This is a genomic window from Maritalea porphyrae, from assembly GCF_027213965.1.
GTDB lineage: Bacteria > Pseudomonadota > Alphaproteobacteria > Rhizobiales > Devosiaceae > Maritalea > Maritalea porphyrae_A.
This window is the reverse complement of record NZ_JAPWGX010000003.1, coordinates 594,416-617,701: the sequence shown is the minus strand read 5'-3', so window position 1 is coordinate 617,701 and position 23,286 is coordinate 594,416. Positions and strand designations below refer to the sequence as shown.

Sequence of the window (23,286 nt, the reverse complement as noted above, 5' to 3'; positions counted from 1 at the left end):
TATGAACCTTTTGCCTGTCGCTGACGCGCTTAAAACCATCATTGACGCCATTTCACAAACGAACAATGAAGTGGTGCCGTTGGCCAAGGCAAATGGCAGAATTCTGGCCCACGACATTGCCGCCGTGTTCGATCAGCCCCCGTTTGATGGCAGCGCCATGGATGGTTATGCCCTCAACGCCAAAGCGGGCGCCAAAGGCACACAACTTGATGTGATCGGCGTATCTGCTGCGGGCGAGGCGTTCGAAGGCACCTTGACCGCAGGGCAATGCACCCGCATTTACACCGGCGCGCCAATGCCAAAAGGCGCCAACGCGGTGATCATGCAGGAAAAAATTAGCCGCGATGGTGACATCATCACCCTAGAGGATGATGTGGTTGCGGGGCAAAATGTGCGCGATAAGGGCAACGACTTTGCTTTGGGCGATGTTCTGATTAGTATGGACACCAAACTATCGCCGTTCCACTTGGCACTGGCAGCGGCCGCCAACCATGCAACGCTGCAAGTGCGCAAAGCGCCTAAACTGACTTTGGTGGCAACCGGCGACGAATTGGTGCCCCCGGGATCAACGCTAGAAAAAGATCAGATCATTGCCTCCAACGGTTTTGGCCTAACGCCTTTGTTCGCCCATTTTGGTGCAGAGGTGAAAGATGGCGGCATTATCAAAGATGATCGGCAGACGCTGAAAAATGAACTGAAACGCATGTTGGATGAAAAACCAGACGTTTTGGTCACCACAGGCGGCGCAAGCGTGGGCGATCGCGACTATGTCAAAGAAGTGTTAGAAGAATTGGGCGTTGAACTCAGTTTTTGGAAAATCGCGGTGCGCCCCGGCAAACCGCTGATGTTTGGCACTAAAGGCAAAACCACCATTTTTGGCCTGCCCGGCAATCCGGTTTCAGCCTTGGTTACAGGCACCGTGTTTGTGGTGCCCGCCATCAAAGCCAAACTGGGCCAATCTCCAGATCACATGATCACCCAATTACCGCTCACCGCCGATATGGCAAGCAACGGCCCGCGTCAACACTATCGCCGTGCAAAGCTAACCCAAAATGCCAACGGCAGCCTAGGCGTTGACCCACACATGCAATCCGACAGCGCCCACCTCACCTCGCTCTCTGCAAGCGATTGTTTCGTGGTGCAAAAGCCGCTTGAAGAAAGCAAAAGGGTTGGTGAGATGGTGGATGTGTTGGTGATGCCCTGGGCGGGCGGTTGGATGAAAAAATCCGCGTTAGCGGATTAGCTCACAAACCACCTCATGACCGCCGGAGTTCTGCCGGATTTTGATGTAGCCTTTGTACTTCCACATTTCGAGCGCTCTCTGCTGAGAATACTTGCTGTAGTACATATCAACACCGCATTTCGTGCCGAAACCAATACAGCTATCGGTTTCCCCATCACAACTTGGATTGGTGTAAAGTGCTTGCGGGTTACTATTTTGGTCTTGAAAGTAATATGGCGCTGCCTGTGCAATGCCTGAGCTGCCAACGCTTACTATCACCGCTGCGACAAATGCCGCTGCGGTTCGTTTTGTCCTATTCGAAAATGTCATTATTGTTTTTTCGCTTTCGTTAGAAATTTATGTACAACAGTAGATGAGATTATCGATTGCAAGATATCTAAAACTTGACATTTATCAAGGGCGCCTTCATCCCGCACGGCGATAAACATTTCATTCATGCCGTTTGCTCAGGTTTAAAGCCCACGCTTTCCGATTGATCCAAATGTTTTCAATGCTGATTGGTAGTTTCAGGACCTATGGGCTAACATGCCTACATTCGTTGCGTTCGGAGTACACTCAAAAATCAATATGCTGAGACAAGGTGGAACCAATGTGGAAATTAGCAATTGCTGCAATAATGTTCGCAGGCGCGACCCTCAACGCCCTTGCAGACGATTGTACACTTCCCAAATTTGACCCCACTAATTTACCCACCAGTGGCGAAGAACATCGCGCGCTGATTGTCAAACTCACAGAATATAAGCTTTGCATTGCGCAAAAGGACGACCAAGCCGCGGCAAGAATAACTTTTCCAGGACAAGCAGAAATGCTTGCTTCGCACATTGAACGGCTCAAATCTGAATTAGAGCTTTGGCGCACCCGAAAAACAGTCCCAAATCTTAGCAAATATCGAGAAGCCTTGGCGGTTGAAGGCATAGCAGAAACCTACACGAACTTCGTTGTAAGTTTGAACATTGCTGGCGCTCTTTTTGTCGAAAATGAAATGCACATTCCCTCCCCCTATTTGGCGCAAATGCGAGCAGAAGGAAAAAATCCATCCCAAGAAGCCACGCGCATGTCCGCAAGCACAAGGTTTCCACCTCCTAAGCCGTGGTTTACGGTCACGAGTGTTGAAATATCACGTGCCAACCAAGACATCGCTTTGCAAAGGGCAACCAAAAAGTTGGACACGGCTAAAAAACGATATGCGGAAAGCAAGGCATATTACAAAAGTGTACAAACACGCGTCGATGACATTCTTACTGCACGCCGTGAATTCATAATCAAAAGCACTCAGAAACTGCAAACGATCAATGTGAAAATACTTGACGCAGTGCAAGCCAATTTGCCGCCCGGAGAAGACGATATTGATGCATTTGCGCGTGCTCAAAAAGATCAAGCCGACCACATCAAAGCCTATCATGAGACAGATTCTGAATTAACAACGACATTGGAAAATGTGAAAGCCAGCTTAGACGCAGTGGAACAAGAACTAAGCGCTGCGACACTTGAGTTTGTTGATGTTAAATCGCGGTATGGTAGCGCGATCAAATCCATACAAAGCAAGGACGCCCGACTGGTTCCGGTTTCTGCCGATGAGCAAAACGCACTCCGTGAGGAGGTCTATTTTCTCAGTGCAGAAATCGCAGGTCGCCGCGAAGCCTCTTTCGAATTGGACAAAAGGCGTTTAGCCGCCCGAGAACATCACGAAAAAGCAGTCAATGAGGCTTCTAATCAAGCAGATTGGCACGCCCTATCTGGAATCGCTTCGACCATCATTCAAGCGCAAATAGAATTACACTCCTCGGCATTGAATTTGGCGTTGGCGGCAAAAGGTGGTCCTACGGGCGTATTAGCAGAAGCCACAGGCCAACTCGCTGGAAACCTGATTTCTGGCCCGACCTATTATGACGCGAGTGGTATTGGCCGAGATATTGCAGTGATCCCACAGAAAAAAGGCAACGAAGAAAACGAGCAATCTTGGTGGGACGAGCAAGGTAAGGAGGCTGCACTAAATCAAATATATAAAGAGGCGATATCAACGCCATTTCGCACTTCCGGCAGTTATGCCAAACTAAACAAAGCAGCCTTAGAACACGAAGCCGCCAAGTTTGGCGCAGATGTATATAAGAGCTTTCGTCGCCCCCAAGACTTGGTCAATGGAAATTTCAGCTTGCCGGACCGCATCGCAAGCAAAATCGCTAAATCAGAAGAGAAGGTACTCAAAGCGGCTGAAGAATTTGGCAAAGCAACTGGAAAAAGGGGCATAGGGGCGCTCGTTACGAGTATTGGCCGGGACATTGGAATTAGCGTCGCGAAAGAATTGACCAAAGAAGCAATGAAAAAAGCGGCAGCAGAACTGATTGAAGGTGGTCCTTTGCGCGATTACATGGCCGCCCAGCTCGCCACACATGAGGCCTACGCCGATTTTTTGGCAAAAAGCCGCATCTACTGGGCCAATGAAGAGGCGATTGAGGTGGCACGTGTTCGCCGAACCGCTTTTCTTGATAGATTAAAATTTGGCGACCTTATCGTTGAAAAGAGCGACGCATTCTTTCCAATTCCTGGTTATCGCTTTGTGATTGAGCTTGAGCCAAACACCAGCATTAACCCGAAAAACTTCCGCGCCGGCGTAGAACTCGGAAATGTAAAGCTGGTTCGAGACCCCAAAAGTACCGAGTTGGCTTGGATTGTCCCGGATGAGGCGGAGTTCGGACTCGAGCTAGACGAAGAGTTGAAGATCACGATTACGATCAAGTGAGACACTATTCAAGTTCCGAGCAGTTAATAGCCACAACGGCTTTTGCAAATCATTCGCAATAGCTCTTGCAAACGATTTGCAATTGCATTACTGATTCTAATCAACGGATTATGTTTGTTGATAGGGTTCATCCATGAAGTTCAAAAAGCCAATTCTTGCCGCCGCGCTTATTGCTGCAAGCGCGATGTCGCTTGTCGCCACCCCCGCGATGGCTAAGTTCAAAGCGGTCACCACATTCACTATTATTGCCGACATGGCGCAAAATGTTGCGGGGGACACGGCGATCGTTGAATCGATTACCAAACCCGGAGCTGAAATTCATAACTACCAACCAACCCCGCGCGATATCATTCGTGCGCAGGGGGCGGATTTGGTTTTGTGGAACGGGCTGAACCTTGAATTATGGTTTGAAAAATTCTTTAACAATCTGCGCGATATCCCAAGCGTAACCATCACCGATGGCATCGAACCAATGGGCATCGCCAATGGCCCTTACACTGGAAAACCCAACCCCCATGCTTGGATGTCGCCAAGCGATGCTTTGATCTATGTGGACAATATCGCCAAAGCATTTGCTGAGCATGATCCTAAGAATGCTGCAGTCTATTTGGCCAACGCTGAGGCATATAAGGCCGAAATAACCGCCACAGTAGAACCGATCCGCAAAGCGATCCAAGCCATCCCCGCAGATCAACGCTGGCTGGTGACCTCTGAAGGGGCATTCAGCTATCTCGCCCGGGATTTTGGTTTGAAAGAACTCTATTTGTGGCCCATCAATGCGGATCAGCAAGGCACACCGCACCAGGTGCGCGATGTGATTGACCAAGTGCGCAAAAACAATATCAAAGCAGTGTTTTCAGAAAGCACAATATCCTCAGCTCCCGCAGAGCAAGTTGCGCGCGAAACAGACGCAGACTACGCTGGTGTATTATATGTTGACTCGTTAACAGACGAAAACGGTCCCGTACCCACCTTTTTGGACCTCTTGCGCGTCACATCGCAAACCATCGCAGACGGATTGTCAAAATGAATGATATGACCGGGGCGGAGAATTCCTTCGTCACCACTTCGGGCCTAAAAGTTTCAAACGTCACGGTGACGTACCGCAATGGCCATACCGCTATTCGTGATGCTTCATTTCAGTTGCCGCGCGGCACCATTGCTGCCTTGGTGGGCGTAAATGGTAGTGGCAAATCCACCTTGTTTAAATCCATCATGGGCTTTGCCCCGGTGACTGAGGGCGAGGTGCAAATTCTGGGTCGACCCATTCGTGAGGTTTTAAAAGAAAACCTTGTCGCCTATGTGCCCCAAACTGAAGATGTGGATTGGAATTTCCCAGTTCTGGTGGAAGACGTGGTGATGATGGGCCGCTATGGCCATATGGGCTTTTTGCGCCGCCCCAAAAGAATTGATCATGAAAAAGTCACAGAGGCACTTAACCGTGTGGGCATGGAAGAGTTCCGACTTCGCCAAATCGGCGAACTCTCCGGTGGGCAAAAGAAACGGGTATTTTTAGCTCGCGCTTTGGCTCAAGAAGGCGAAGTCATTCTGCTCGATGAGCCGTTTACCGGTGTCGACGTTAAAACCGAAGACACCATCATCGCCCTGCTGCGCGCGCTACGCGACGAAGGCAAGGTGATCCTTGTTTCCACTCACAATTTAGGGTCTGTACCAGAGTTTTGTGACCGCACTATTTTGGTCAAAGGCACTGTGCTCGCTTATGGGGATACCAAGGAAGTATTCACCCAAGACAACTTGGAAAAAGCCTTTGGCGGCGTATTGCGCCACTTTGTGTTCGGTGGCACCGACTTGCACGACGATGAAGATGCACGCCACATCGCTATTATTTCGGATGATGAACGTCCGCTGATCATGTATGGCGAACAAGACAATATGGAACACAAACGCAGCGGGTCAAACGACGATGATTGATCTTTTGTTTGAACCCCTCACTTATGGCTACATGCGCAACGCCATTTGGGTGAGCGCATTGGTTGGCGCTGTTTGCGCGTTTCTATCTGCCTATTTGATGCTGAAAGGCTGGTCGTTGATTGGCGACGCGCTGTCCCACTCTATCGTGCCCGGCGTTGCCGGCGCCTATATGCTGGGCCTACCTTTTGCTGTTGGAGCCTTCTTCTCGGGCGCATTGGCCTCTGCTGCCATGTTGTTCCTTAATCAACGCACAAAACTGCGTGAGGACGCCATCATTGGGTTGATCTTTACATCCTTCTTTGGCCTAGGGCTCTTCATGGTGTCCTTGTCCCCAACGTCGGTGAACATTCAAACCATCGTCTTGGGTAACATATTGGCGGTCACCCCAACCGATACTCTGCAGTTGGTCATTATTTCGCTGATCTCACTGGCGGTTCTGCTGCTCAAATGGAAAGACCTAATGGTCACCTTTTTTGACGAAGCGCACGCCCGCTCTATCGGCATCAACCCAACCGCGCTCAAAATTCTGTTCTTCACCCTATTGAGCGCCTGCACAGTTGCTGCATTGCAAACCGTTGGCGCTTTCTTGGTGATTGCTATGGTAGTCACCCCAGGAGCCACAGCCTATTTGCTTACGGACCGCTTTCCGCGCCTCATCATGGTCAGCGTGGCCATTGGCACGCTCAGTGCGTTGTTTGGTGCATATATCTCTTATTTCATTGATGGAGCCACTGGCGGCATTATTGTTGTGCTGCAAACCGCAATGTTTTTGCTCGCATTTGTCTTTGCCCCCAAACACGGCATGCTGGCCCAACGGGCACGCCGCAATGCAGAACCGGAGGCCGCGCAATGATTGACCTCTTAATTTCGGACCCACTTGCGCCCTTTCAATTTGAATTTATGCGCAATGCATTTTTGATCTCGGTTCTGGTGTCTATTCCCGCCGCGCTTTTGTCATGCTTCTTGGTGCTCAAAGGCTGGTCTTTGATGGGCGACGCCATTTCCCATGCTGTGTTGCCGGGCATTGTACTGGCTTATGTCATGGGTATTCCGCTGGCCATTGGAGCATTTTTTGCGGGCATGACCTGCGCAATATCCACGGGCTTCATTACCGAAAACTCGCGGGTAAAAGAGGATACCGTAATGGGCGTGGTCTTTTCGGGCATGTTTGGCTTGGGGATTGTGCTTTATACAAAAATCGAAACCGACGTGCACTTGGACCATATTCTATTTGGCGACATGCTGGGCATCAACACGTATGACATCATAGAAACCGGGCTGATCGCCCTCTTCATTTCAGCGGTTATCATTTTAAGATGGCGCGATTTGCTGCTCTATATTTTTGATCAACAGCATGCCAGTGCCATTGGTTTGCCTGTGAAAGTCCTGCATTACGGTTTGCTGGCCATCATTTCGCTCAGCGTCGTGGCCGCGCTAAAAGCAGTGGGCATCATCCTAGCCATCGCTTTGTTGGTTGCGCCGGGGGCTATCGCCTATCTGATTACTCGACGCATTGGTCAAATGCTGGTGTGGGCTGTTGGCTTGTCCGTCAGTTCAGCTTTCTTGGGCATATATCTATCGTTTTTCATCGATAGCGCGCCAGCACCAACGATCGTATTGTTGATGACCATATTATTCATCATCGCGTTCTTCTTATCGCCAAATGCCAAGAAATTATCAGGTGCTGAAACCAATATTGCGAGCTAATGCAGACAAAAAAGGGGCGGTCACAAACGGACCGCCCCTTAACGGCAATGCTACCGCAAATCGTATCTTTCGCGCACATGATCTAAACCAATGTCTTTCTTAATATGCGGACTTAAATCCACCGCATTGAGATAGTGGGCACGAATAGCTCTTCTTTTGCGACGTGCTTCGATGTTTTTCAGTATTTCCCTCACAATGCGGCCTAATCGCTCGAAATATTGCTCGGAAAGTGCATGTTGTTTTTTCATTATTCTTCGCTCGGCGAAAAGCTGTTTAAAGCTCCGCCGCTCCTAAATTTGGATAAATTTGTGCCGAAAACGCCACGCGAAACGCGTGCCAAATGCTCGACAAATGATGGTTGAACAACCAGCGTCTAGAAAACGCGGGTTATAGAAGCTGAAAACGTGAACCTAAAAAGCATCAGCAAGGCGCTGAGCAAAGGATCGGTTGCGCTAGTGTTAAACTGGCAAACGAGTTGCCAGGAGTGAATTGATGATTGTATGCATTTAAGAACCTCCTTGGCGTTGGGGTTGGTGGGACCAACCGAGTTGAAGACAATTGTGCAATACGCGCCGAACCACCTCTTTACAACCAAAAAATGAGACGATTTGGCACACCCTGCCCAATTGTTGCAATTTGAACACAGGGTTAGCTACTGCCCTAAAACTGGCATTTTAGCACGTACTTGCAGAACATATAAAGAACAGTTATAGTTGTTCAACGTTTGTTCCGATTCTATACCTGGCTGCAAAGGACTTCGAAATGCTGACCCGCAAACAACATGAACTGCTCATGTTTATACACGAGCGCATGAAGGAAAGTGGTGTTCCACCTTCTTTTGATGAGATGAAGGATGCGTTGGATCTAAAATCAAAGTCCGGCATTCACCGCCTTATCACAGCGCTTGAAGAACGTGGTTTCATTCGCAGGTTGCCCAATAGGGCTCGGGCAATGGAAGTTGTTCGATTGCCAGACAGTATGAACCCATCTTTAGGCGGTAAAAAATCCAAATTTGAACCTAGCGTTATTGAAGGTGATCTTGGTCGCGTGCCCAAACAGCCAATACGGGCCATCGATGATGATGATGATCGCGCAAACGCACCTGTATCTATTCCCGTTATGGGCCGCATTGCAGCTGGTGTGCCTATTGAAGCGATCCAAACGCAAAGCCATATGATTTCTGTACCGCCAGAAATGCTGTCGGGTGGCGAACACTACGCGCTGGAAGTTGCCGGGGATTCAATGATTGACGCGGGCATTTTTGATGGCGACACAGTGCTGATTAAAAAGCAAGATACAGCCTCTAACGGTGAGATTGTGGTGGCTTTGGTCGATGGTGAAGAGGCAACCTTGAAGCGTCTGCGCAAAAAGGGTCAATCCGTGGCGCTGGAAGCGGCAAACCCTGCCTATGAAACACGCATTTTCGGCCCTGACCAAGTTGATGTTCAAGGCCGATTGGTTGGTTTATTTCGCAAGTACTGACCCCCGTTAGGGCGTTAGGCTCTAACACCCCCGTTTGCGAACACTTGGCCCGGCAACATTGGTTGACCGGGTCTTTTTTGAACATTGTTGATTTTACTATTCAGTCTTATTGAAAAAGCTGGGTCACCATTTGAAGTCAAACCTTTGTGTGCTGTTCCCATTCAATCATTGTCAGAAACGCAACGAGCAACCCCGCACAAAAAACCCGACTGCGAGGGGGAGAAGCGGCCCCCAACTTGCTGGTTATGGCAAAAAGCGCATAGGACTATGGTCGCCAGGGTCGGCGCTGATCGTTTATGGCCCACCTCACCTCAAATTGCCCTTGCTCATCCAGAAAGATTGTTGCAACGCCCTGCCTATCCAACTGCTTTTGTTCGATCACCAACGCAGTTAAACAGGATACCTCCCGCCGCTGCCGCACTATAAGCACGTCGGCGCGGCCACAGTCTTCGTTTAGTCCAACACTATCCTTGACCACAGAGATAACACGCCCCCCAACTTCCGCGCTGCAACCATGCTTGTCGCACGCGCCAACGGCTTCATGGTCGATCAGGGAAGAGCCAAATCGTTCCGCCCAGGCCCTGCTGGTGAAACTATTGGACTTGCGCCCCATCTGAAAAAATTCATCCGCCTGCCGAACAATCACCGCTTGCGTGCTGTCCGAGACAACCATAAATGGCAAGGCGGCAGCGCCAAACCCAACAATTGCAAGTCCAAAAACGCCGGGTACGAAAAACTTCAACCACCCTCGGAAAAAGCTGAGCCAACAAAGCGCCACAAAACATCCGGGCAACACCCACTCTGCCAGCATTGGCGTTTGGGTATAGTTAGCACTCATGGCTGAAATGGTGCGCGCCACTGCAACCACCAGATCAATCCCCATCCCCATGCCAGCCAAAAATGGCCCCTCTAAACCTAAAGGCATCAACAATACAGCCGCTAAGCCGCTTGGCAGCACAAAGAAGCCCACAATCGGCACTGCAATCAAATTGCCGATCAATCCCATTGGGGCGAATTGTTGAAAATGCACAGCAGCAATAGGTGCCGTCGCCACCCCAGCGATCAAACTGGTCAACGCCAATCCACCAAATAATTTTGCCAAGAACGGCACCTGCAAGGCGCTGCGCCCAACAATCGCATAAACAGCAACCAAGCCAACAACTGCCGCAAACGACAGTTGAAAACCGGGTTTGAAAATTTCATGCGGGAACAAAACAATAATAACGATTGCTGCAATTGCCACATTGCGCATGGTAATGGCACGTCGACCCACCAATATGGCCACAAAGGCTAAAACAAGCATCAGTGTCGCCCTTTGGGTGGCAAGGTTGGCACCAGATATCATCAAATAACCAATTGCCACCCCAATCGCCCCGAGGGCCGCAAGGGGCTTTATCCAACGATCTTGCCCCACCGCTTGAGCAACGATTATGCGGATCATAAAAAACACAGACCCAACCACCAACGTCAAATGCAGGCCAGAGATTGCTAAAACGTGGGCAAGCCCCGCATTGGCAATATTCTCGCGCAACACATCATTGATTCCCGATTGGTCACCGATGATCAATGCCCGCGCGATCGCAGCTTGATCCGCCGACAAGTAGATATCCAACCGCTCACCAATCCCCCACCGCAGCCGATCAATCGCTCTCCAAACAGAACCATTGCCCGGGGTCAGCTTCTGCACCGGCTCAAGCGAACTGGCATAGCCACCAATTCCATCAAAAAACCCTTGAAACTGTGAATCGTAACTAGCGGGGTAAACTGGTTTGGGCAAAGGAATAATGCGGGCCCGCACTGTAATATGGTCACCAAGAGCAATTGGCTGATCTAGGTTTAAGTGTTTTGCTCGGATGGTCAGGCGCAACCGCCGCACACCGTCAAGCTTGTCATCCCCCGCCAAATCGCCAATCAACAACCGCAATTGCCCCTCGCCGCCCACCGATCGTTCAATGACTTCACCGCTCAGGTTTTGCACGGCAATAGGATAGGACAAAAGCTTTGTGCCCGCCCAACTTGCGGCAAAGGTGATCAATGAAAAGCCAAACCAAACCGCCAAGACCAATGCCAGCATCCGCGCTTGGTTTTGTCTAAAACGCTGCCAGCAAAAAAAAGTACCCAGCACAAACAGCACGGCACCAACCGCTAACAAGTTCGGCTCAACCCAAATATGTCGATAGAGCGAAATACCGGTGATCAGGGCAAAGGGAATAAGCACAACAAATTGGCGATGATAAAATGCATCTGCGATGGCACTTTTGTAGTCCACACGAAAGCGCTGAACGCCTCGGCTAGACGGGCCATTATTGTTGCGCACGACAATGGGATCGCCCTTGAATGAAGGCGGTTGAGTATTCTTCTTAAGTATCGTTTCGCTGTCGAAAGCGGCCATCTGCTCGGCCCCATCTTGCGCAATATTGCGCTTATGTTACACATGCGAGAAATTTCCGCCAGCTTTGCGCTTAAAATCGCAAAACGGATCGGCGACCAACAGTCCATCAATTCGACAAATTTGAGAACGTCCACATGACAGATAAAGTGATCACCCGGTTTGCGCCGTCTCCAACTGGCTTCCTGCATATTGGCAATGCACGTACCGCCCTTTTTAACTGGGCCCTTGCCAAATCCATGGGTGGCGACATGCTGTTGCGCATCGAAGATACGGATCACGAACGTTCAACCGACGAAGCCATCGCCGCCATCATTTCGGGCATGGACTGGTTGGGGTTAGATTACGCGGGCGAGCCTGTTTATCAGTCCAAAAACATCGACCGGCACACAGAAGTGGCGATGCAGCTTTTGGCTGAGGGCAAAGCCTACAAATGCTATGCGACGCCTGAAGAGCTAACAACAATGCGCGAAAAGGCAAAAGCCGAAGGCCGCCCAATGGTTTATGATCGGCGTTGGCGTGATCGGCCTGAAAGCGACGCGCCCGCTGGCGCGCCGTTTGTTGTGCGCATCAAAGCGCCGACCACGGGCGAAATTGTAGTCCATGATAAAGTGCAAGGTGACGTGACCTTTAAGGCTGAAAACCTGGATGATTTTGTAATTCTGCGTTCCGACGGCACCCCAACATATTTATTGGCGGTTGTGGTGGATGACCACGATATGGGCGTGACCCACATCATGCGAGGCGACGACCATTTGGTAAACTCGGCCCGACAGATCACAATTTTCAACGCCATGGGCTGGGAAATACCGGTGATGGCGCACACCCCACTCATTCACGGTCCAGACGGGGCAAAGCTCTCCAAACGCCACGGTGCATTAGGGGTAGAAGACTATCGGCGAATGGGATATTTGCCAGAAACCATCCGCAATTATTTCGCCCGTCTTGGTTGGGCACATGGCGACGATGAGATCTTCTCCTCAGAGCAATTTATCGAATGGTTCTCATTCGCGGGCCTAAACAAAGGCGCCAGCCGGATAGATTTTGCCAAGCTGGAAAACATGAACGCGCACTATATCAAGGCGTGTGATGATTCCCGCTTGTATGAATTGATGCTGGCTTTGGCCGAAGAATTGGACGATCAAACATCACTCGCGGGCCTAAAAGCCAACAAAGAAACGGTTATCGCGGCCCTGCCCGCCCTTAAAACACGCGCCAAAACCATTGTTGAATTGGTTAAGTCTGCCGAATTTATTTACCCTTCGCGCCCGCTTCAATATGAAGACAAAGCAAAAGCCGCAATTGAAGGCGAATCTTTAGATATTTTGCGCGAATTACAACCCGCGTTAGAACGGATAAACGACTGGTCGCATGATGGAATTGACCAAGCTTTGCGGGCTTTTGCTGAACAAAAAGAACTCAAATTTGGCAAGGTAGCTCAACCGCTTAGGGCAGCCGTTACCGCCAAAAATGCATCTCCTGGTTGTTTTGATGTATTGCTTCTGCTGGGCAAAGAAGAAAGTTTGTCACGATTGAGCGAAACAACTGCGGTATAAACACGCATATTGGGGTCGGATTTGCGTTCACCGCTTGCGGTTTTGCGCCAAATCCGATACCTCATGCACAACCTGATTTGCAGGTGCGACGATGCTAACGTTTGTGGGGACGATTTGCTGAGTCTATTTTTTGAAATCTTGAAGGAGGCCTCTTAATGACCGATCGGATTGCAAAATTAGAAATTGATGGCACAAGCTATGAATTCCCCATAATTTCAGGATCAGTAGGTCCTGACGTTATTGATATCCGCTCCCTATATGCCAAAACTGGGCATTTCACATTTGACCCTGGTTACACATCAACAGGCTCAACTGAATCAGCAATTACATATATCGATGGTGGCAAAGGTACATTGTTGTATCGTGGCTATCCAATTGAGCAACTCGCTGATAAATCAAGCTTCTTGGAAGTTGCTTATTTGCTTTTGAAAGGCGAATTGCCATCAAAAGCTGAGTTTGATGAATTTTCAAACACAGTAACGCGCCACACCATGTTGCATCAGCAAATGGTAAAGTTCTTTGAGGGCTTCCGTCGTGATGCGCACCCGATGGCAATTGTTTGTGGTGCTGTGGGCGCAATGTCCGCTTTCTACCACGATTCAACTGACATTACCGATCCAGAGCAGCGCACAATTGCGTCGCACCGTTTGATCGCCAAAATCCCAACAATCGTCGCATGGGCTTATAAATACTCAATCGGCCAGCCGTTTGTTTATCCGCGCAACGATGAGGATTATGCATCCAACTTCTTGCGCATGTGCTTTGCAGTTCCCGCAGAAGAATATGTCGTGTCACCGACCATCGCTAAAGCAATGGATCGCATTTTCACGCTTCATGCCGATCACGAGCAAAACGCATCTACTTCAACTGTGCGCCTTGCAGGCTCTTCACACGCGAACCCATTCGCATGTATCGCTGCAGGTGTTGCATCGCTTTGGGGCCCAGCACATGGTGGCGCCAACGAAGCTTGCTTGCAGATGCTACGTGAAATTGGCACAGTTGATCGCATTCCAGAGTTTGTGGCACGCGCAAAGGACAAATCTGACCCATTCCGTTTGATGGGCTTTGGTCACCGCGTTTACAAAAACTTTGACCCACGCGCGACTGTGATGCAGCAAACTGCCAAAGAAGTTCTTGCTGAACTAGGTGTTGAAAACAACCCAACCCTGCAAGTGGCTCAAGAACTTGAACGGATCGCCTTGGAAGACGAGTACTTCATCGAGAAGAAACTCTATCCAAACGTTGATTTCTATTCAGGCATCATTTTGGACGCTATTGGTTTCCCAACTGAAATGTTTACAGCAATCTTTGCTTTGGCACGGACTGTTGGCTGGACATCACAGTGGGCAGAAATGATCGAAGATCCAAAGCAGAAAATCGGTCGTCCACGCCAGCTCTATACTGGGGCGACATCACGCGACTATGTGGACATCTCACAGCGCTAGTTAAACCAGCGACAAGATACGATCTGCAACATTTTGACGGGGGGCTTCTGGCTCCCCGTTTTGCATTTTCGCTCGCATCTCTTCAAAGCCCTCACGCTGTAGATTCATTTGCTTGTCGCTATCCAACAGGTTCTGGGTCTCTTGCAGTATTTCGGCACCAAGTGCGCGCTCGCCAATTACTTCGGGCACGAATTTGCGACCAACAATAATATTATTCAAGTTGATCAATGGCCTACCGTTCGCTTCATAGTTTTTGATCTGCTTGGCTTCCGCCAAATAAGTCGTCACATGGGGCACACCGGCAAAACCAAGTTCCAGCGTTACTGTCCCAGAAACGGCAATGGCTGCATGAGCCCCGGCGACAAACTGTTTGAATTTCTCCCGACCTTCGCCAATTTGGATGTCAGTGTCTTGCAATAGCCGTTTGACCAAATTCATCCGCCCCGGAGCCGCTGCAAGGGTTTGGTTTAGGTTTGGGTGCGCTTGTTGCACCCATTTGCGCGCCAACGTCATTTCGTTCAAATTGCGATTTATTTCACCGTCTCGGCTACCGGGCAATAACAAAAAGCCTGATTGCAGTTCACTCGGTTTCTGAGTTGCTTGAACCCGTTCTGCCATATGGCCCACATAGGTACATGTGGGACCATCTAACTCAGCAAACACCCTGGGTTCAAATGGCAAGACTGCCAAAACCTCGTCATATAGGGGCTTGATTTGCTGCGCACGCTCAGGCTTCCATGCCCAAACAGACGGAGCCACATAAAGAACAATTCTCGCGTTCGGCAAACGTTTGCGCACACCCGCAGCCACACGATTGGAAAACTCTTGGCTGTCGATTAGAACCACAACGTCAGGCTTTTGACGAACGATGGCGTCAATTGTTTGCCGCAATCGAAACAACAAGAGTGGCAAACGCAAATAGACGTCGCGCCACCCCATAACGGCCAAATCTGACATGGGAAATAGGGACTTGAGCCCTACTTCATGCAACGCGGAGCCGCCTACACCTGTAACGTCGAGTTCGACACGTTGCTGTAGCTGGCTAACCAGATCAGCGCCCAATTGGTCGCCTGAGCTTTCGCCAGCAACGACAAACAGGCGCACTTACCCCCACCCCACAACGCTGACACTGCGCTGCTCCGCTAGATCTACTACGCGCGGCCGGTCCACAACCAGACATTTGTCGGCTTCAACAACAACAACACCCACGCCAGCATCCGCGCACAATTGAATTGTTTTTGGTCCAATTGTTGGCAAATCACCCAACCCACTCTGTTGTGGCTTTGCCACCTTTACAAGTACCAACTCACCAGCCGGAATGCGCAAGGTTGCCGCGATATTTTTTGCACGAACTAACAAATCGTCTGTGCCCAAAACATCCTCAGAAGCTACAGGCCGCAGGCCGTGAAAAACGATAGATTGTCCCAAATCAGTGCGCGCAATCGTACGTGCCAGCCGAATAAGATTTTCAGTTTCGTTGATCTTTGGGGGCACTTCAGGGCCACCAACATGACCACGCCCCGCCAATAGTGAGGGCACCAGCTCGTGAATGCCCTTAATGTCAACTTGTGCATCCTTGGCGATCGTTCGATAGGCAGTTTCCAATCCAATATCGCTCATATCAAGCTTGCCCTGATAGTGCTGCACAAGATATGCGCCAACATTTGCCCGCAATTCAGGAGATAGATCCACGCGCCCGACTGCACATAGGGTACACACAGAAGCAGCACGCAACCGATTGATCAACTCAAGTGGCTGTCCAACATCAATATTGTCGTTCGAATTCGGTGCATCGCCAACCATCGACCACACCACGAAATCGCCTTCATACCGCTCACGAATAGCCGCCTGAGCGGTTGCCGCGAGTTCACCCTGACCAACCAACAAAGCCAGTTTATTCATGAGAGCCAACACCGTTCTTCGGCATGCAAATGGAACGTTCAGATGGTTTGCGCACGAATGACACCACAAGATCTACTAGTTCGTGCCCTTTGAAGATCTCTGCAGCATCTTCAACCCGTTCGCGCAAGGTACCTTCATTGGAAAAAATCATTCGATAAGCGGCACGTAGCGTATGGATTTCTTCGCGATCAAAATTGCGACGTTTCAAACCAACAAGGTTCAACCCGCCCAAATAGGCGCGATTGCCCAAAACAGAACCGAACGGAATAACGTCATTTTCCACCATGCTCATAGCACCGACGATGGAATGAGCACCGATGCGCACGAATTGATGTACACCCGAAAGCCCACCAACAATGGCATGCTCATCAACAATTACATGACCTGCAAGGGCCACATGATTGACAAGAATAACGTGATCACCAAGTTGACAGTCGTGGGCCACGTGGGCACCCGCCATCAGTAAAACATGATTGCCAATCCGCGTTTCCATTCCGCCACCACTTGTGCCGGGATTAATGGTTACATTCTCGCGGATCGTGCAATTGTCACCAATGAACAAACGGCTTTGCTCACCTGCGTATTTTTTGTCCTGTGGTTGATGTCCAACCGAGGCAAAGGGGAAAATCTCGCAACCAGACCCAATTTCTGTTTCACCCGCAATGGCAACATGAGAGTGCAAAATTGTGTTGCTACCGATAGAAATCTTGCCATCTAGAACGCAAAAAGCGCCCACGCTGACATCTTCGCCCAGTGTTACATTTTCACCGATAACTGCCGTCGGATGGATATTTGACATTCTTATTCGTCTCGCACGATCATTGCGCCAACTTCAGCTTCTGCAACCACAACACCGTTTACAATGGCCTTGGCCTCATAGCGGCCAACATTGCGACGTCGATGCGCCTTTTTGATGTGATATTCCAACACATCGCCCGGCTCAGTCGGCTTTCTGAACTTCGCCTTATCAATGGTGAGCAGAAAGACCGTATATTTGTCGCCCTTCTTTTGCTCTTCAGCAATAACAATCGCGCCAGCGGTTTGCGCCATCCCTTCCAGAATCAAAACACCTGGAAATATCGGTTTACCGGGGAAGTGTCCCTGGAAAATGGGTTCATTAAAGGTGATGTTTTTAACACCGATTGCAGACTCGTCCCCGTCCACTTCAATGATCTTGTCGATCATCAAAAATGGATATCGGTGTGGCAAGCACTCCAAAACCCGACTAATATCCAAAGCTGACAATTCACGATCTGTCATAAAGCACCCCGTTACTTACTTTTTGCGAACCAACCTTCGGATGGCCGCGACCTCTTTGCGCCACATATTTATTTCGGTTGCGGGAGACCCGCCAACCATGCCGCCTGCCGGGACATCTTTAGTGACCAACGAACAGGCGTAAACTACTGCTTTATCGCCAACTTTTACCTTGTTGGAAATACCAGCTCGCCCGGCCAATAGAACACCATCGCCAAGCACAGATGAACCGGCCAACCCCACATGCCCCGAGAGTTGGCAGAACCGACCAATAGTTGAATTATGTGCAATTTGCACCAAGTTATCAATTTTTGTTTTCTCGCCGATCACCGTGTCATCAAGCGTTCCGCGATCAATGCTTGTGTTTGTGCCGATCTCAACACCGTCTTGAATGAGCACCCGGCCCAATTGCGGTATCTTTTTTGGACCGTTTGCGCCTGGCAGAAACCCGAAACCATCCGCCCCAATGCGCACACCAGAATGAATGAGATTGTCATCGCCAATATGGGAAAAATATATGGAAACATTGTCCGCAACAATCGAACCTCTGCCCAGCGTGACCCCGCGACCAAGGACGGTGTTTGGGCCAACTGAAACATTTTCGCCGATTTCAACGCCAGCCCCAACCATCACATTAGGGGCAATATCACAGCCCGTGCCAACACTAATGCGACCAAGCTTTAAAGCCTCAGACCAGGGCATCAACCCAGAGTATTGAGAGCGCAACGCCCCCTGATAGAGGATAGACACCAAGTCTGTGAAGGTCTGGTAGGGCTTTGGGGAAACGATGACAGACAGATCATCGGAACAGTGCTGCAACAAATGCTCAGGTACAATCACTATGCCCGCCTGCGTGGCCTCAAGGGCCTCCACATAGGCTGCATCGGCAACAAAGCCCAGTTCACCATCAACCAAATATGGAACCGTCCCTGCCCCGCTAACCTCTTGATCGAGGTCGACCCTACTCAGATCGCAAGCATCAAGCCCTTCGCAGTCCGCAACCAACTGTCTAACGGTCGGGCGAATCTCAAGCGGGAAAAAGCGATTATCAACCATGCAAAGTCCTAAACAAAAAGGATCGCAGATTGTGTCCGCGATCCCCTAATGCCGTCAAGTAGATTGTTGCTTAGAACAATGTCTGAATTGTGAGAGCAAATACTTGTGTGTCATCTGCTGCATCTTTGTCGAGTACATGTGCAAAGTCACCGCGCAATGGACCAAGTGGAGAATCCCACAAGATGCTGGCGCCGATTGACGTACGTGTTTGAACGCCATTGCCACTTGTAATCAAAGAGCCGTCCAAACCAGATGCGCCAAGATATGCAGCATCTGCCCAAACAGCACCAGACAGGCCATAGGCTTCTGGAACCACTGGAAGCGGGAACTCAACCTCAGCCGACACAGCAACATACTCGGAAATACCCAAAGCATTGGTGCCATTCTTTGGACCATAGCCATGCGACTTGAACCCACGGATCAACTGTGGTCCTGGAACAAACGCTTCAGTTGGGTGAACTGATCCACCACCAAGTTCGTTGATAATGCCAGCTTGACCTTTGATGCTGGCAACTACGCCGTGGTCAGGCAGCACTGGAATGTAATACCGGCCCTTAACTTCAGTCTTAAGCAAGTTGTGGTCGATACCAACATACTGTTGTGTCAAATTGAGCGCATAGCCTTCGCTTGGCGAAATCTGATTATCGACGTCCGTATAATTGAGCGTATATCCAACGAATGCTTTGTTCACTGCCCCACCAAGACCTGTGATGTAGGCCGGCGCATTGGCATCTGTATCAGTGTAAGTGGTTTGATCAAACCCGGCGAACACAGAAGCTCTCAGCTTGTCAACAACAGGTGCACCAACACGGAACTGGAAGCCCGTTGAATCTGTACCATAGTTGTAAGGCTTGCCCTCATCCACAGTCCGACGATAAGCATCAATTCCTGCAGAGACATCAAGGCCCATGAACTTCGGCTCAGTGAACGAGAAGTCGTAAGTTCTACTGCTCAAAGTTCCACCAATAGCAAGCTTCAGTTTTTGTCCCTTGCCAAGGAAGTTTGTTTCTTCAAGCGATAATTCGGCACCAAAACCGGTTTGCGGAGAATAGCTCGCGCCACCGCCCCAGCTGCCTGTTGATTTTTCTTCAACAACCACATTGATCACAACACGGTCAGCAGCAGTACCCTGCTCCACGTTGACTTGTACACGAGAGAAGAACCCTAGCGCTTGCAACGCATCGCGGCCAGCGGCCAAGAATGTACGGTTGAACGGGTCGCCTTCAGCGAATTCAAACTCACGACGGATAACAAAATCACGTGTGCGTGTGTTACCAAAAACATTGATACGCTCAACATAAAGCCGCGCGCCTTCATCCACCAAATAGGTCACGTTAAAGCGCTTCGCTTCAACATCGCGATCCAAACGTGGGCGAACCTCTGCAAACGAATAACCTTGATGCGCAGAATCACGAGACATATCAGCGGCAGTGCGCTGTAGGCTTGTGAGTGAATAGCGACGACCCTCATGGGTCCGAATTGATGATCTTAGTGCATTCGCATCAAGGCCAACAATGCTTGTTTCAATGTCAATCGTGCCAAACTCATAACGCTCGCCTTCATCAATGGTAAAGTTGATGAAATAAGCATTTCGGTCTGCATCAAAATCTGCAACAGCAGACAAAACCTGCGCATCTGGGAAACCACGATCCGCGTAATACAAACGCACAAGCTCACTATCTACATTGAGTTTGTCTTCGTCATAAACGTCATCACGGAACAACCAGCTCAACAAATGAGATTCATGGGTGCGCAGAATTGCCTTCAATTGCGCATCGCCAATAGACTGGTTGCCCGTAAAGTTGATTTTGGCAATGCTCGCGCGATCACCTTCATTAATCAAGAATGTCAGCTTAATACGTGCGTTTTCGCCAATTTCAGTCCGTGAAGTCACAGAAACCGAGTTAAACCCGGCTTGATCGTAGGCAAGTTCAATATTGCGCGCGTCTTGAGCAACCGCCGCCTCGGTGTAAACACCGCGAGAGGACGTCTCAATCATATCGGAAAGTTTGGCGTCAGAGAATTTCTTGTTACCCTCAAACAGCACAGAAGACACAATTGGGTTCTCTTTTACGACAATCCGAAGTGTGCTGCCCGACATCGAAACGCTAACAGATGAGAACAATCCGCTTTGATACAAAGCGTCAATTGATTCATCGATCTTTGACGATGTTGCATTCTGCCCTTTGCGCAAGGCAAGAAAAGAAACAACAGTGCTGTCATCCACACGTTCGTTTCCGGTCACTGTAATAGACCGGACAGTTGCAGCATAAGCCGCCTCAACACCAAGTAAGCCACTGATTTGACTTGGCATCAAAGGCCCACCCAAAATCAGCAACATCCCCAAAACCAAACTTGGTATAAGCTTTGCTCGTGCAATCATATTCCCGACGCCTTCCAGCACTTCCCGCGCAAACACAGTATTCCCTGCCGATTGCGACACTAACTCCATGATCTGTTTTACTGTTTCTTAAGCCAAACGCAAGACCTAATAGGCTTTTACGTTACCAAAAGATGTGCAGTGCACCCCTTGCGCAACACTTTATAAATACCTAAGCAAACCGATCACATTCTAAAATATATCGTTGACGACCGAAAAGACCATTAGTGACAAAACAATAAACATTCCAAATCGATAACCCATCTCTTGGAATTTCTCACTTAGCGGTTTCCCGCGCACAACTTCGTAAAAATAATAGACCAAGTGCCCACCATCCAACATGGGGATGGGGAACAAATTAAAGATCCCAATATTTAGCGACAGTAGCGCCATCAGGTTGATCAGGGTGAACACCCCAAGCGTAGCGGCTTCTCCGGAGATCTTTGCGATTTTAACCGGACCACCCAATTGGTCCACATCGCCTTTGCCAACCAACAATTCGCCCAAGAACTTAAATGAGCGGTCGACAATCAAAATCATCTCGTCAACTGTGATGACCACCGCTTCAACTGGATTTGGGCGCACAAAAATCACATCTTCTTGCGTTGCGTTGCGCGAAACCCCCAAATACCCAACGTTAGATATATTGCCAAACTGGTCCGTGCGCTCGCGGACACCGGTGCGCACATCCAAAGTCATCGCTGTACCAAGTCGATCGATTTCAACGAGAATGTCACGTTCAGGGCTGGTGGCAACAATCCGTTGGAAATCACCAAAGCTACGAATCAAATAGCCATCCACCCTGACTATTCTATCTTCTGGCATAAAGCCGGCAATAGAAGCTGGTGATTGGGGTTCAACGCCATCAATCTGGGCTTCCAGCGTGTAGCGACCCAACCCAACCAAAAGCGCATAGAGCACAATGAAGGTGAAAATGATGTTCGCAATCGGCCCAGCGATAACAACAGCTATGCGTTGCCAAACATTTTTGTAAAAGAACAGAGATGATTGCGTTTGCGCATCAAATTGCTCCAACCCTTCACGATTGGGCATGCTCGCCGCGTTCATATCGCCCACGAACTTTACGTAACCACCAAGCGGAATCGCACAGACTTTCCAACGCGTACCATTCTTGTCGTTAAACCCGAACAGTTCAGGCCCAAAGCCAATCGCAAAGACTTGCACCGCGATCCCGTTCCAACGCGCCACAAGATAGTGCCCCATTTCGTGCACGAACACGATGATGGTCAGCACCGCCAAAAAGGGCACAATCATGAAGAATAGCGCTACAATGTTTTCCAAAACTTATCCTTTTGCCGTGTCGGGCAGCTCTACCACCACAAGACACCTTCAGCGACGCGATCAGATGTAAAATGAGCAACGCCAATGAAATAGAGCAACACCGCGCCAACGGTGAAACTATCAATGCGATCCAGAATTCCGCCGTGGCCGGGAATAATGTCGCCGCTGTCTTTTATGACAAAATGTCGTTTGAGTGCACTTTCAGCCAAGTCCCCGCCTTGAGCGGACATGCTGATGGCCGCCGAAATCAAAATCCCGATAAATAGCGGTGAACCCGTGCCAAAGCCCCAAACAATGGTACCGCCAAGCGTGCCCAAAACCAAACCGCCAATAGCGCCTGACCAGGTTTTAGAGGGAGACAACACGGGGGCCAGTTTTTTGCCGCCAAACAATCTACCCGCAAAAAATGCGCCACTGTCCGTCATCCAAATAACCACCGTCAGATAAACGGTGGCCAGAATGCCCACATCATCTTGTCCACGCAAAGCCAGCACGCAAAGGCCAGCAAAGCCCAGAAAACCAGCGGCCATTCCAGAAGTGGGCCACCGCCCGACACCATCAGTAAGAACCGCGGTCAAAACACCCGTCGCAAGGAACAACCCAAGACTGATCCAAAAACCAACAATCGGGTAAGCAATGGCAGAAACGGCCAACATGCCCATTGTGAAATAGCTAAACCGCGAAAGTTTGCCTGCGTTGGTCATCAGTGACCACTCGTGGTAAGCAACAACGAGCACACCAGCAATCAGCAGCGCGACGGCCAGATGACCAATAAAGATTGCCGCAGCAACAATGGGAATCAGGACCACAGCAGAAAGCAATCGAGGTTTTAGATCTCCCCAATTCGTGCTCTGCTTCGCTTTATCTGATCTCTCAACATCCCCCGACACGCTAC

20 protein-coding genes are annotated in these 23,286 nt (G+C 49.8%); 9 read left to right on the top strand and 11 right to left on the bottom strand.

Translation table 11 applies throughout. The annotated features are described in order from the left end of the window. Position 1 precedes the first annotated feature (1 nt). Entirely contained in the window at positions 2-1,243 is a 1,242-nt protein-coding gene (gene glp / locus O4H47_RS11880) for a gephyrin-like molybdotransferase Glp (RefSeq protein WP_269394192.1), read from the top strand. Here the strand turns inward: glp and O4H47_RS11875 are convergent. Then, a complete protein-coding gene (locus O4H47_RS11875) occupies positions 1,232-1,552 on the bottom strand; it encodes a hypothetical protein (RefSeq protein ID WP_269394191.1) in 321 nt (106 codons plus the stop codon). The two genes, glp and O4H47_RS11875, sit on opposite strands and share 12 nt — an antisense overlap. 280 nt (positions 1,553-1,832) lie before the next feature. Here O4H47_RS11875 and O4H47_RS11870 point away from each other — a divergent pair, with 280 nt between their 5' ends. From O4H47_RS11870 to O4H47_RS11850, 5 genes are all read left to right on the top strand, one after another. After that, complete coding sequence (locus O4H47_RS11870; RefSeq protein ID WP_269394190.1) at positions 1,833-3,983, top strand: hypothetical protein; 2,151 nt, start codon at positions 1,833-1,835, stop codon at positions 3,981-3,983. A 133-nt stretch (positions 3,984-4,116) separates the two neighbouring features. Beyond that, positions 4,117-5,013: a metal ABC transporter substrate-binding protein gene (locus tag O4H47_RS11865; protein ID WP_269394189.1), complete on the top strand. Its 897-nt coding sequence runs from the start codon at positions 4,117-4,119 to the stop codon at positions 5,011-5,013. Between the two features lie 5 nt (positions 5,014-5,018). Beyond that, positions 5,019-5,915 (top strand): manganese/iron ABC transporter ATP-binding protein, encoded by an 897-nt coding sequence (locus tag O4H47_RS11860; RefSeq protein WP_419719627.1) that lies wholly within the window; start codon positions 5,019-5,021, stop codon positions 5,913-5,915. Then, positions 5,908-6,768, top strand: a complete 861-nt coding sequence (locus tag O4H47_RS11855) for a metal ABC transporter permease (protein ID WP_269394187.1) — start codon at positions 5,908-5,910, stop codon at positions 6,766-6,768. The genes O4H47_RS11860 and O4H47_RS11855 overlap by 8 nt, the downstream gene beginning before the upstream one ends. Continuing rightward, positions 6,765-7,622, top strand: coding sequence for a metal ABC transporter permease (locus tag O4H47_RS11850; protein ID WP_269394186.1), 858 nt, complete (start codon positions 6,765-6,767; stop codon positions 7,620-7,622). The genes O4H47_RS11855 and O4H47_RS11850 overlap by 4 nt, the downstream gene beginning before the upstream one ends. A gap of 50 nt (positions 7,623-7,672) precedes the next feature. Here the strand turns inward: O4H47_RS11850 and O4H47_RS11845 are convergent, their stop codons facing one another. After that, positions 7,673-7,870 (bottom strand): hypothetical protein, encoded by a 198-nt coding sequence (locus O4H47_RS11845; RefSeq protein WP_269394185.1) that lies wholly within the window; start codon positions 7,868-7,870, stop codon positions 7,673-7,675. A gap of 514 nt (positions 7,871-8,384) precedes the next feature. On the opposite strand from O4H47_RS11845, the gene lexA reads away from it, so the two are divergent. Beyond that, positions 8,385-9,104, top strand: a complete 720-nt coding sequence (gene lexA / locus O4H47_RS11840; RefSeq protein ID WP_269394184.1) for a transcriptional repressor LexA — start codon at positions 8,385-8,387, stop codon at positions 9,102-9,104. 265 nt (positions 9,105-9,369) lie between these two features. On the opposite strand, the gene O4H47_RS11835 is transcribed toward lexA, so the two are convergent. Continuing rightward, a complete protein-coding gene (locus O4H47_RS11835) occupies positions 9,370-11,496 on the bottom strand; it encodes a ComEC/Rec2 family competence protein (RefSeq protein WP_269394183.1) in 2,127 nt (708 codons plus the stop codon). A gap of 134 nt (positions 11,497-11,630) precedes the next feature. Here O4H47_RS11835 and gltX point away from each other — a divergent pair, with 134 nt between their 5' ends. After that, positions 11,631-13,049, top strand: a complete 1,419-nt coding sequence (gene gltX, locus O4H47_RS11830; RefSeq protein ID WP_269394182.1) for a glutamate--tRNA ligase — start codon at positions 11,631-11,633, stop codon at positions 13,047-13,049. 155 nt (positions 13,050-13,204) lie between these two features. Next, positions 13,205-14,494, top strand: a complete 1,290-nt coding sequence (gltA, locus tag O4H47_RS11825) for a citrate synthase (protein ID WP_269394181.1) — start codon at positions 13,205-13,207, stop codon at positions 14,492-14,494. On the opposite strand, the gene O4H47_RS11820 is transcribed toward gltA, so the two are convergent. From O4H47_RS11820 to O4H47_RS11785, 8 genes are all read right to left on the bottom strand, one after another. After that, entirely contained in the window at positions 14,495-15,598 is a 1,104-nt protein-coding gene (locus tag O4H47_RS11820) for a lipid-A-disaccharide synthase (RefSeq protein ID WP_269394180.1), read from the bottom strand. Continuing rightward, positions 15,599-16,396 carry a UDP-2,3-diacylglucosamine diphosphatase LpxI domain-containing protein gene (lpxI, locus tag O4H47_RS11815; protein ID WP_269394179.1) on the bottom strand — a complete coding sequence of 266 codons (798 nt, stop codon included), beginning with the start codon at positions 16,394-16,396 and terminating at the stop codon, positions 15,599-15,601. Further along, positions 16,389-17,195 carry an acyl-ACP--UDP-N-acetylglucosamine O-acyltransferase gene (gene lpxA, locus O4H47_RS11810; RefSeq protein ID WP_269394178.1) on the bottom strand — a complete coding sequence of 269 codons (807 nt, stop codon included), beginning with the start codon at positions 17,193-17,195 and terminating at the stop codon, positions 16,389-16,391. The genes lpxI and lpxA overlap by 8 nt, the downstream gene beginning before the upstream one ends. A 2-nt stretch (positions 17,196-17,197) precedes the next feature. Then, a complete protein-coding gene (fabZ, locus tag O4H47_RS11805) occupies positions 17,198-17,656 on the bottom strand; it encodes a 3-hydroxyacyl-ACP dehydratase FabZ (protein WP_269394177.1) in 459 nt (152 codons plus the stop codon). A gap of 15 nt (positions 17,657-17,671) precedes the next feature. Continuing rightward, positions 17,672-18,709, bottom strand: coding sequence for a UDP-3-O-(3-hydroxymyristoyl)glucosamine N-acyltransferase (gene lpxD / locus O4H47_RS11800; protein ID WP_269394176.1), 1,038 nt, complete (start codon positions 18,707-18,709; stop codon positions 17,672-17,674). Positions 18,710-18,779: 70 nt separating this feature from the next. After that, the gene (gene bamA, locus O4H47_RS11795; RefSeq protein WP_269394175.1) at positions 18,780-21,092 is read right to left on the bottom strand and encodes an outer membrane protein assembly factor BamA; all 2,313 of its coding nucleotides are present in this window, start codon (positions 21,090-21,092) and stop codon (positions 18,780-18,782) included. 189 nt (positions 21,093-21,281) lie between these two features. Continuing rightward, positions 21,282-22,391 carry an RIP metalloprotease RseP gene (gene rseP, locus O4H47_RS11790; RefSeq protein WP_269394174.1) on the bottom strand — a complete coding sequence of 370 codons (1,110 nt, stop codon included), beginning with the start codon at positions 22,389-22,391 and terminating at the stop codon, positions 21,282-21,284. A 29-nt stretch (positions 22,392-22,420) separates the two neighbouring features. Further along, positions 22,421-23,281, bottom strand: coding sequence for a phosphatidate cytidylyltransferase (locus O4H47_RS11785; protein WP_269394173.1), 861 nt, complete (start codon positions 23,279-23,281; stop codon positions 22,421-22,423). Positions 23,282-23,286: the final 5 nt, after the last annotated feature.

Coding starts and splice junctions, on each gene's coding strand:
- O4H47_RS11845 (WP_269394185.1), bottom strand. CDS start 7,870: ATGAAAAAACAACATGCACTTTCCGAGCAATATTTCGAGCGATTAGGC.
- lpxI (WP_269394179.1), bottom strand. CDS start 16,396: ATGAATAAACTGGCTTTGTTGGTTGGTCAGGGTGAACTCGCGGCAACC.
- O4H47_RS11860 (WP_419719627.1), top strand. CDS start 5,019: ATGACCGGGGCGGAGAATTCCTTCGTCACCACTTCGGGCCTAAAAGTT.
- lpxD (WP_269394176.1), bottom strand. CDS start 18,709: ATGGTTGATAATCGCTTTTTCCCGCTTGAGATTCGCCCGACCGTTAGA.
- bamA (WP_269394175.1), bottom strand. CDS start 21,092: ATGATTGCACGAGCAAAGCTTATACCAAGTTTGGTTTTGGGGATGTTG.
- fabZ (WP_269394177.1), bottom strand. CDS start 17,656: ATGACAGATCGTGAATTGTCAGCTTTGGATATTAGTCGGGTTTTGGAG.
- gltX (WP_269394182.1), top strand. CDS start 11,631: ATGACAGATAAAGTGATCACCCGGTTTGCGCCGTCTCCAACTGGCTTC.
- O4H47_RS11865 (WP_269394189.1), top strand. CDS start 4,117: ATGAAGTTCAAAAAGCCAATTCTTGCCGCCGCGCTTATTGCTGCAAGC.
- O4H47_RS11835 (WP_269394183.1), bottom strand. CDS start 11,496: ATGGCCGCTTTCGACAGCGAAACGATACTTAAGAAGAATACTCAACCG.
- glp (WP_269394192.1), top strand. CDS start 2: ATGAACCTTTTGCCTGTCGCTGACGCGCTTAAAACCATCATTGACGCC.
- gltA (WP_269394181.1), top strand. CDS start 13,205: ATGACCGATCGGATTGCAAAATTAGAAATTGATGGCACAAGCTATGAA.
- lexA (WP_269394184.1), top strand. CDS start 8,385: ATGCTGACCCGCAAACAACATGAACTGCTCATGTTTATACACGAGCGC.
- lpxA (WP_269394178.1), bottom strand. CDS start 17,195: ATGTCAAATATCCATCCGACGGCAGTTATCGGTGAAAATGTAACACTG.
- O4H47_RS11875 (WP_269394191.1), bottom strand. CDS start 1,552: ATGACATTTTCGAATAGGACAAAACGAACCGCAGCGGCATTTGTCGCA.
- O4H47_RS11855 (WP_269394187.1), top strand. CDS start 5,908: ATGATTGATCTTTTGTTTGAACCCCTCACTTATGGCTACATGCGCAAC.
- O4H47_RS11850 (WP_269394186.1), top strand. CDS start 6,765: ATGATTGACCTCTTAATTTCGGACCCACTTGCGCCCTTTCAATTTGAA.
- O4H47_RS11870 (WP_269394190.1), top strand. CDS start 1,833: ATGTGGAAATTAGCAATTGCTGCAATAATGTTCGCAGGCGCGACCCTC.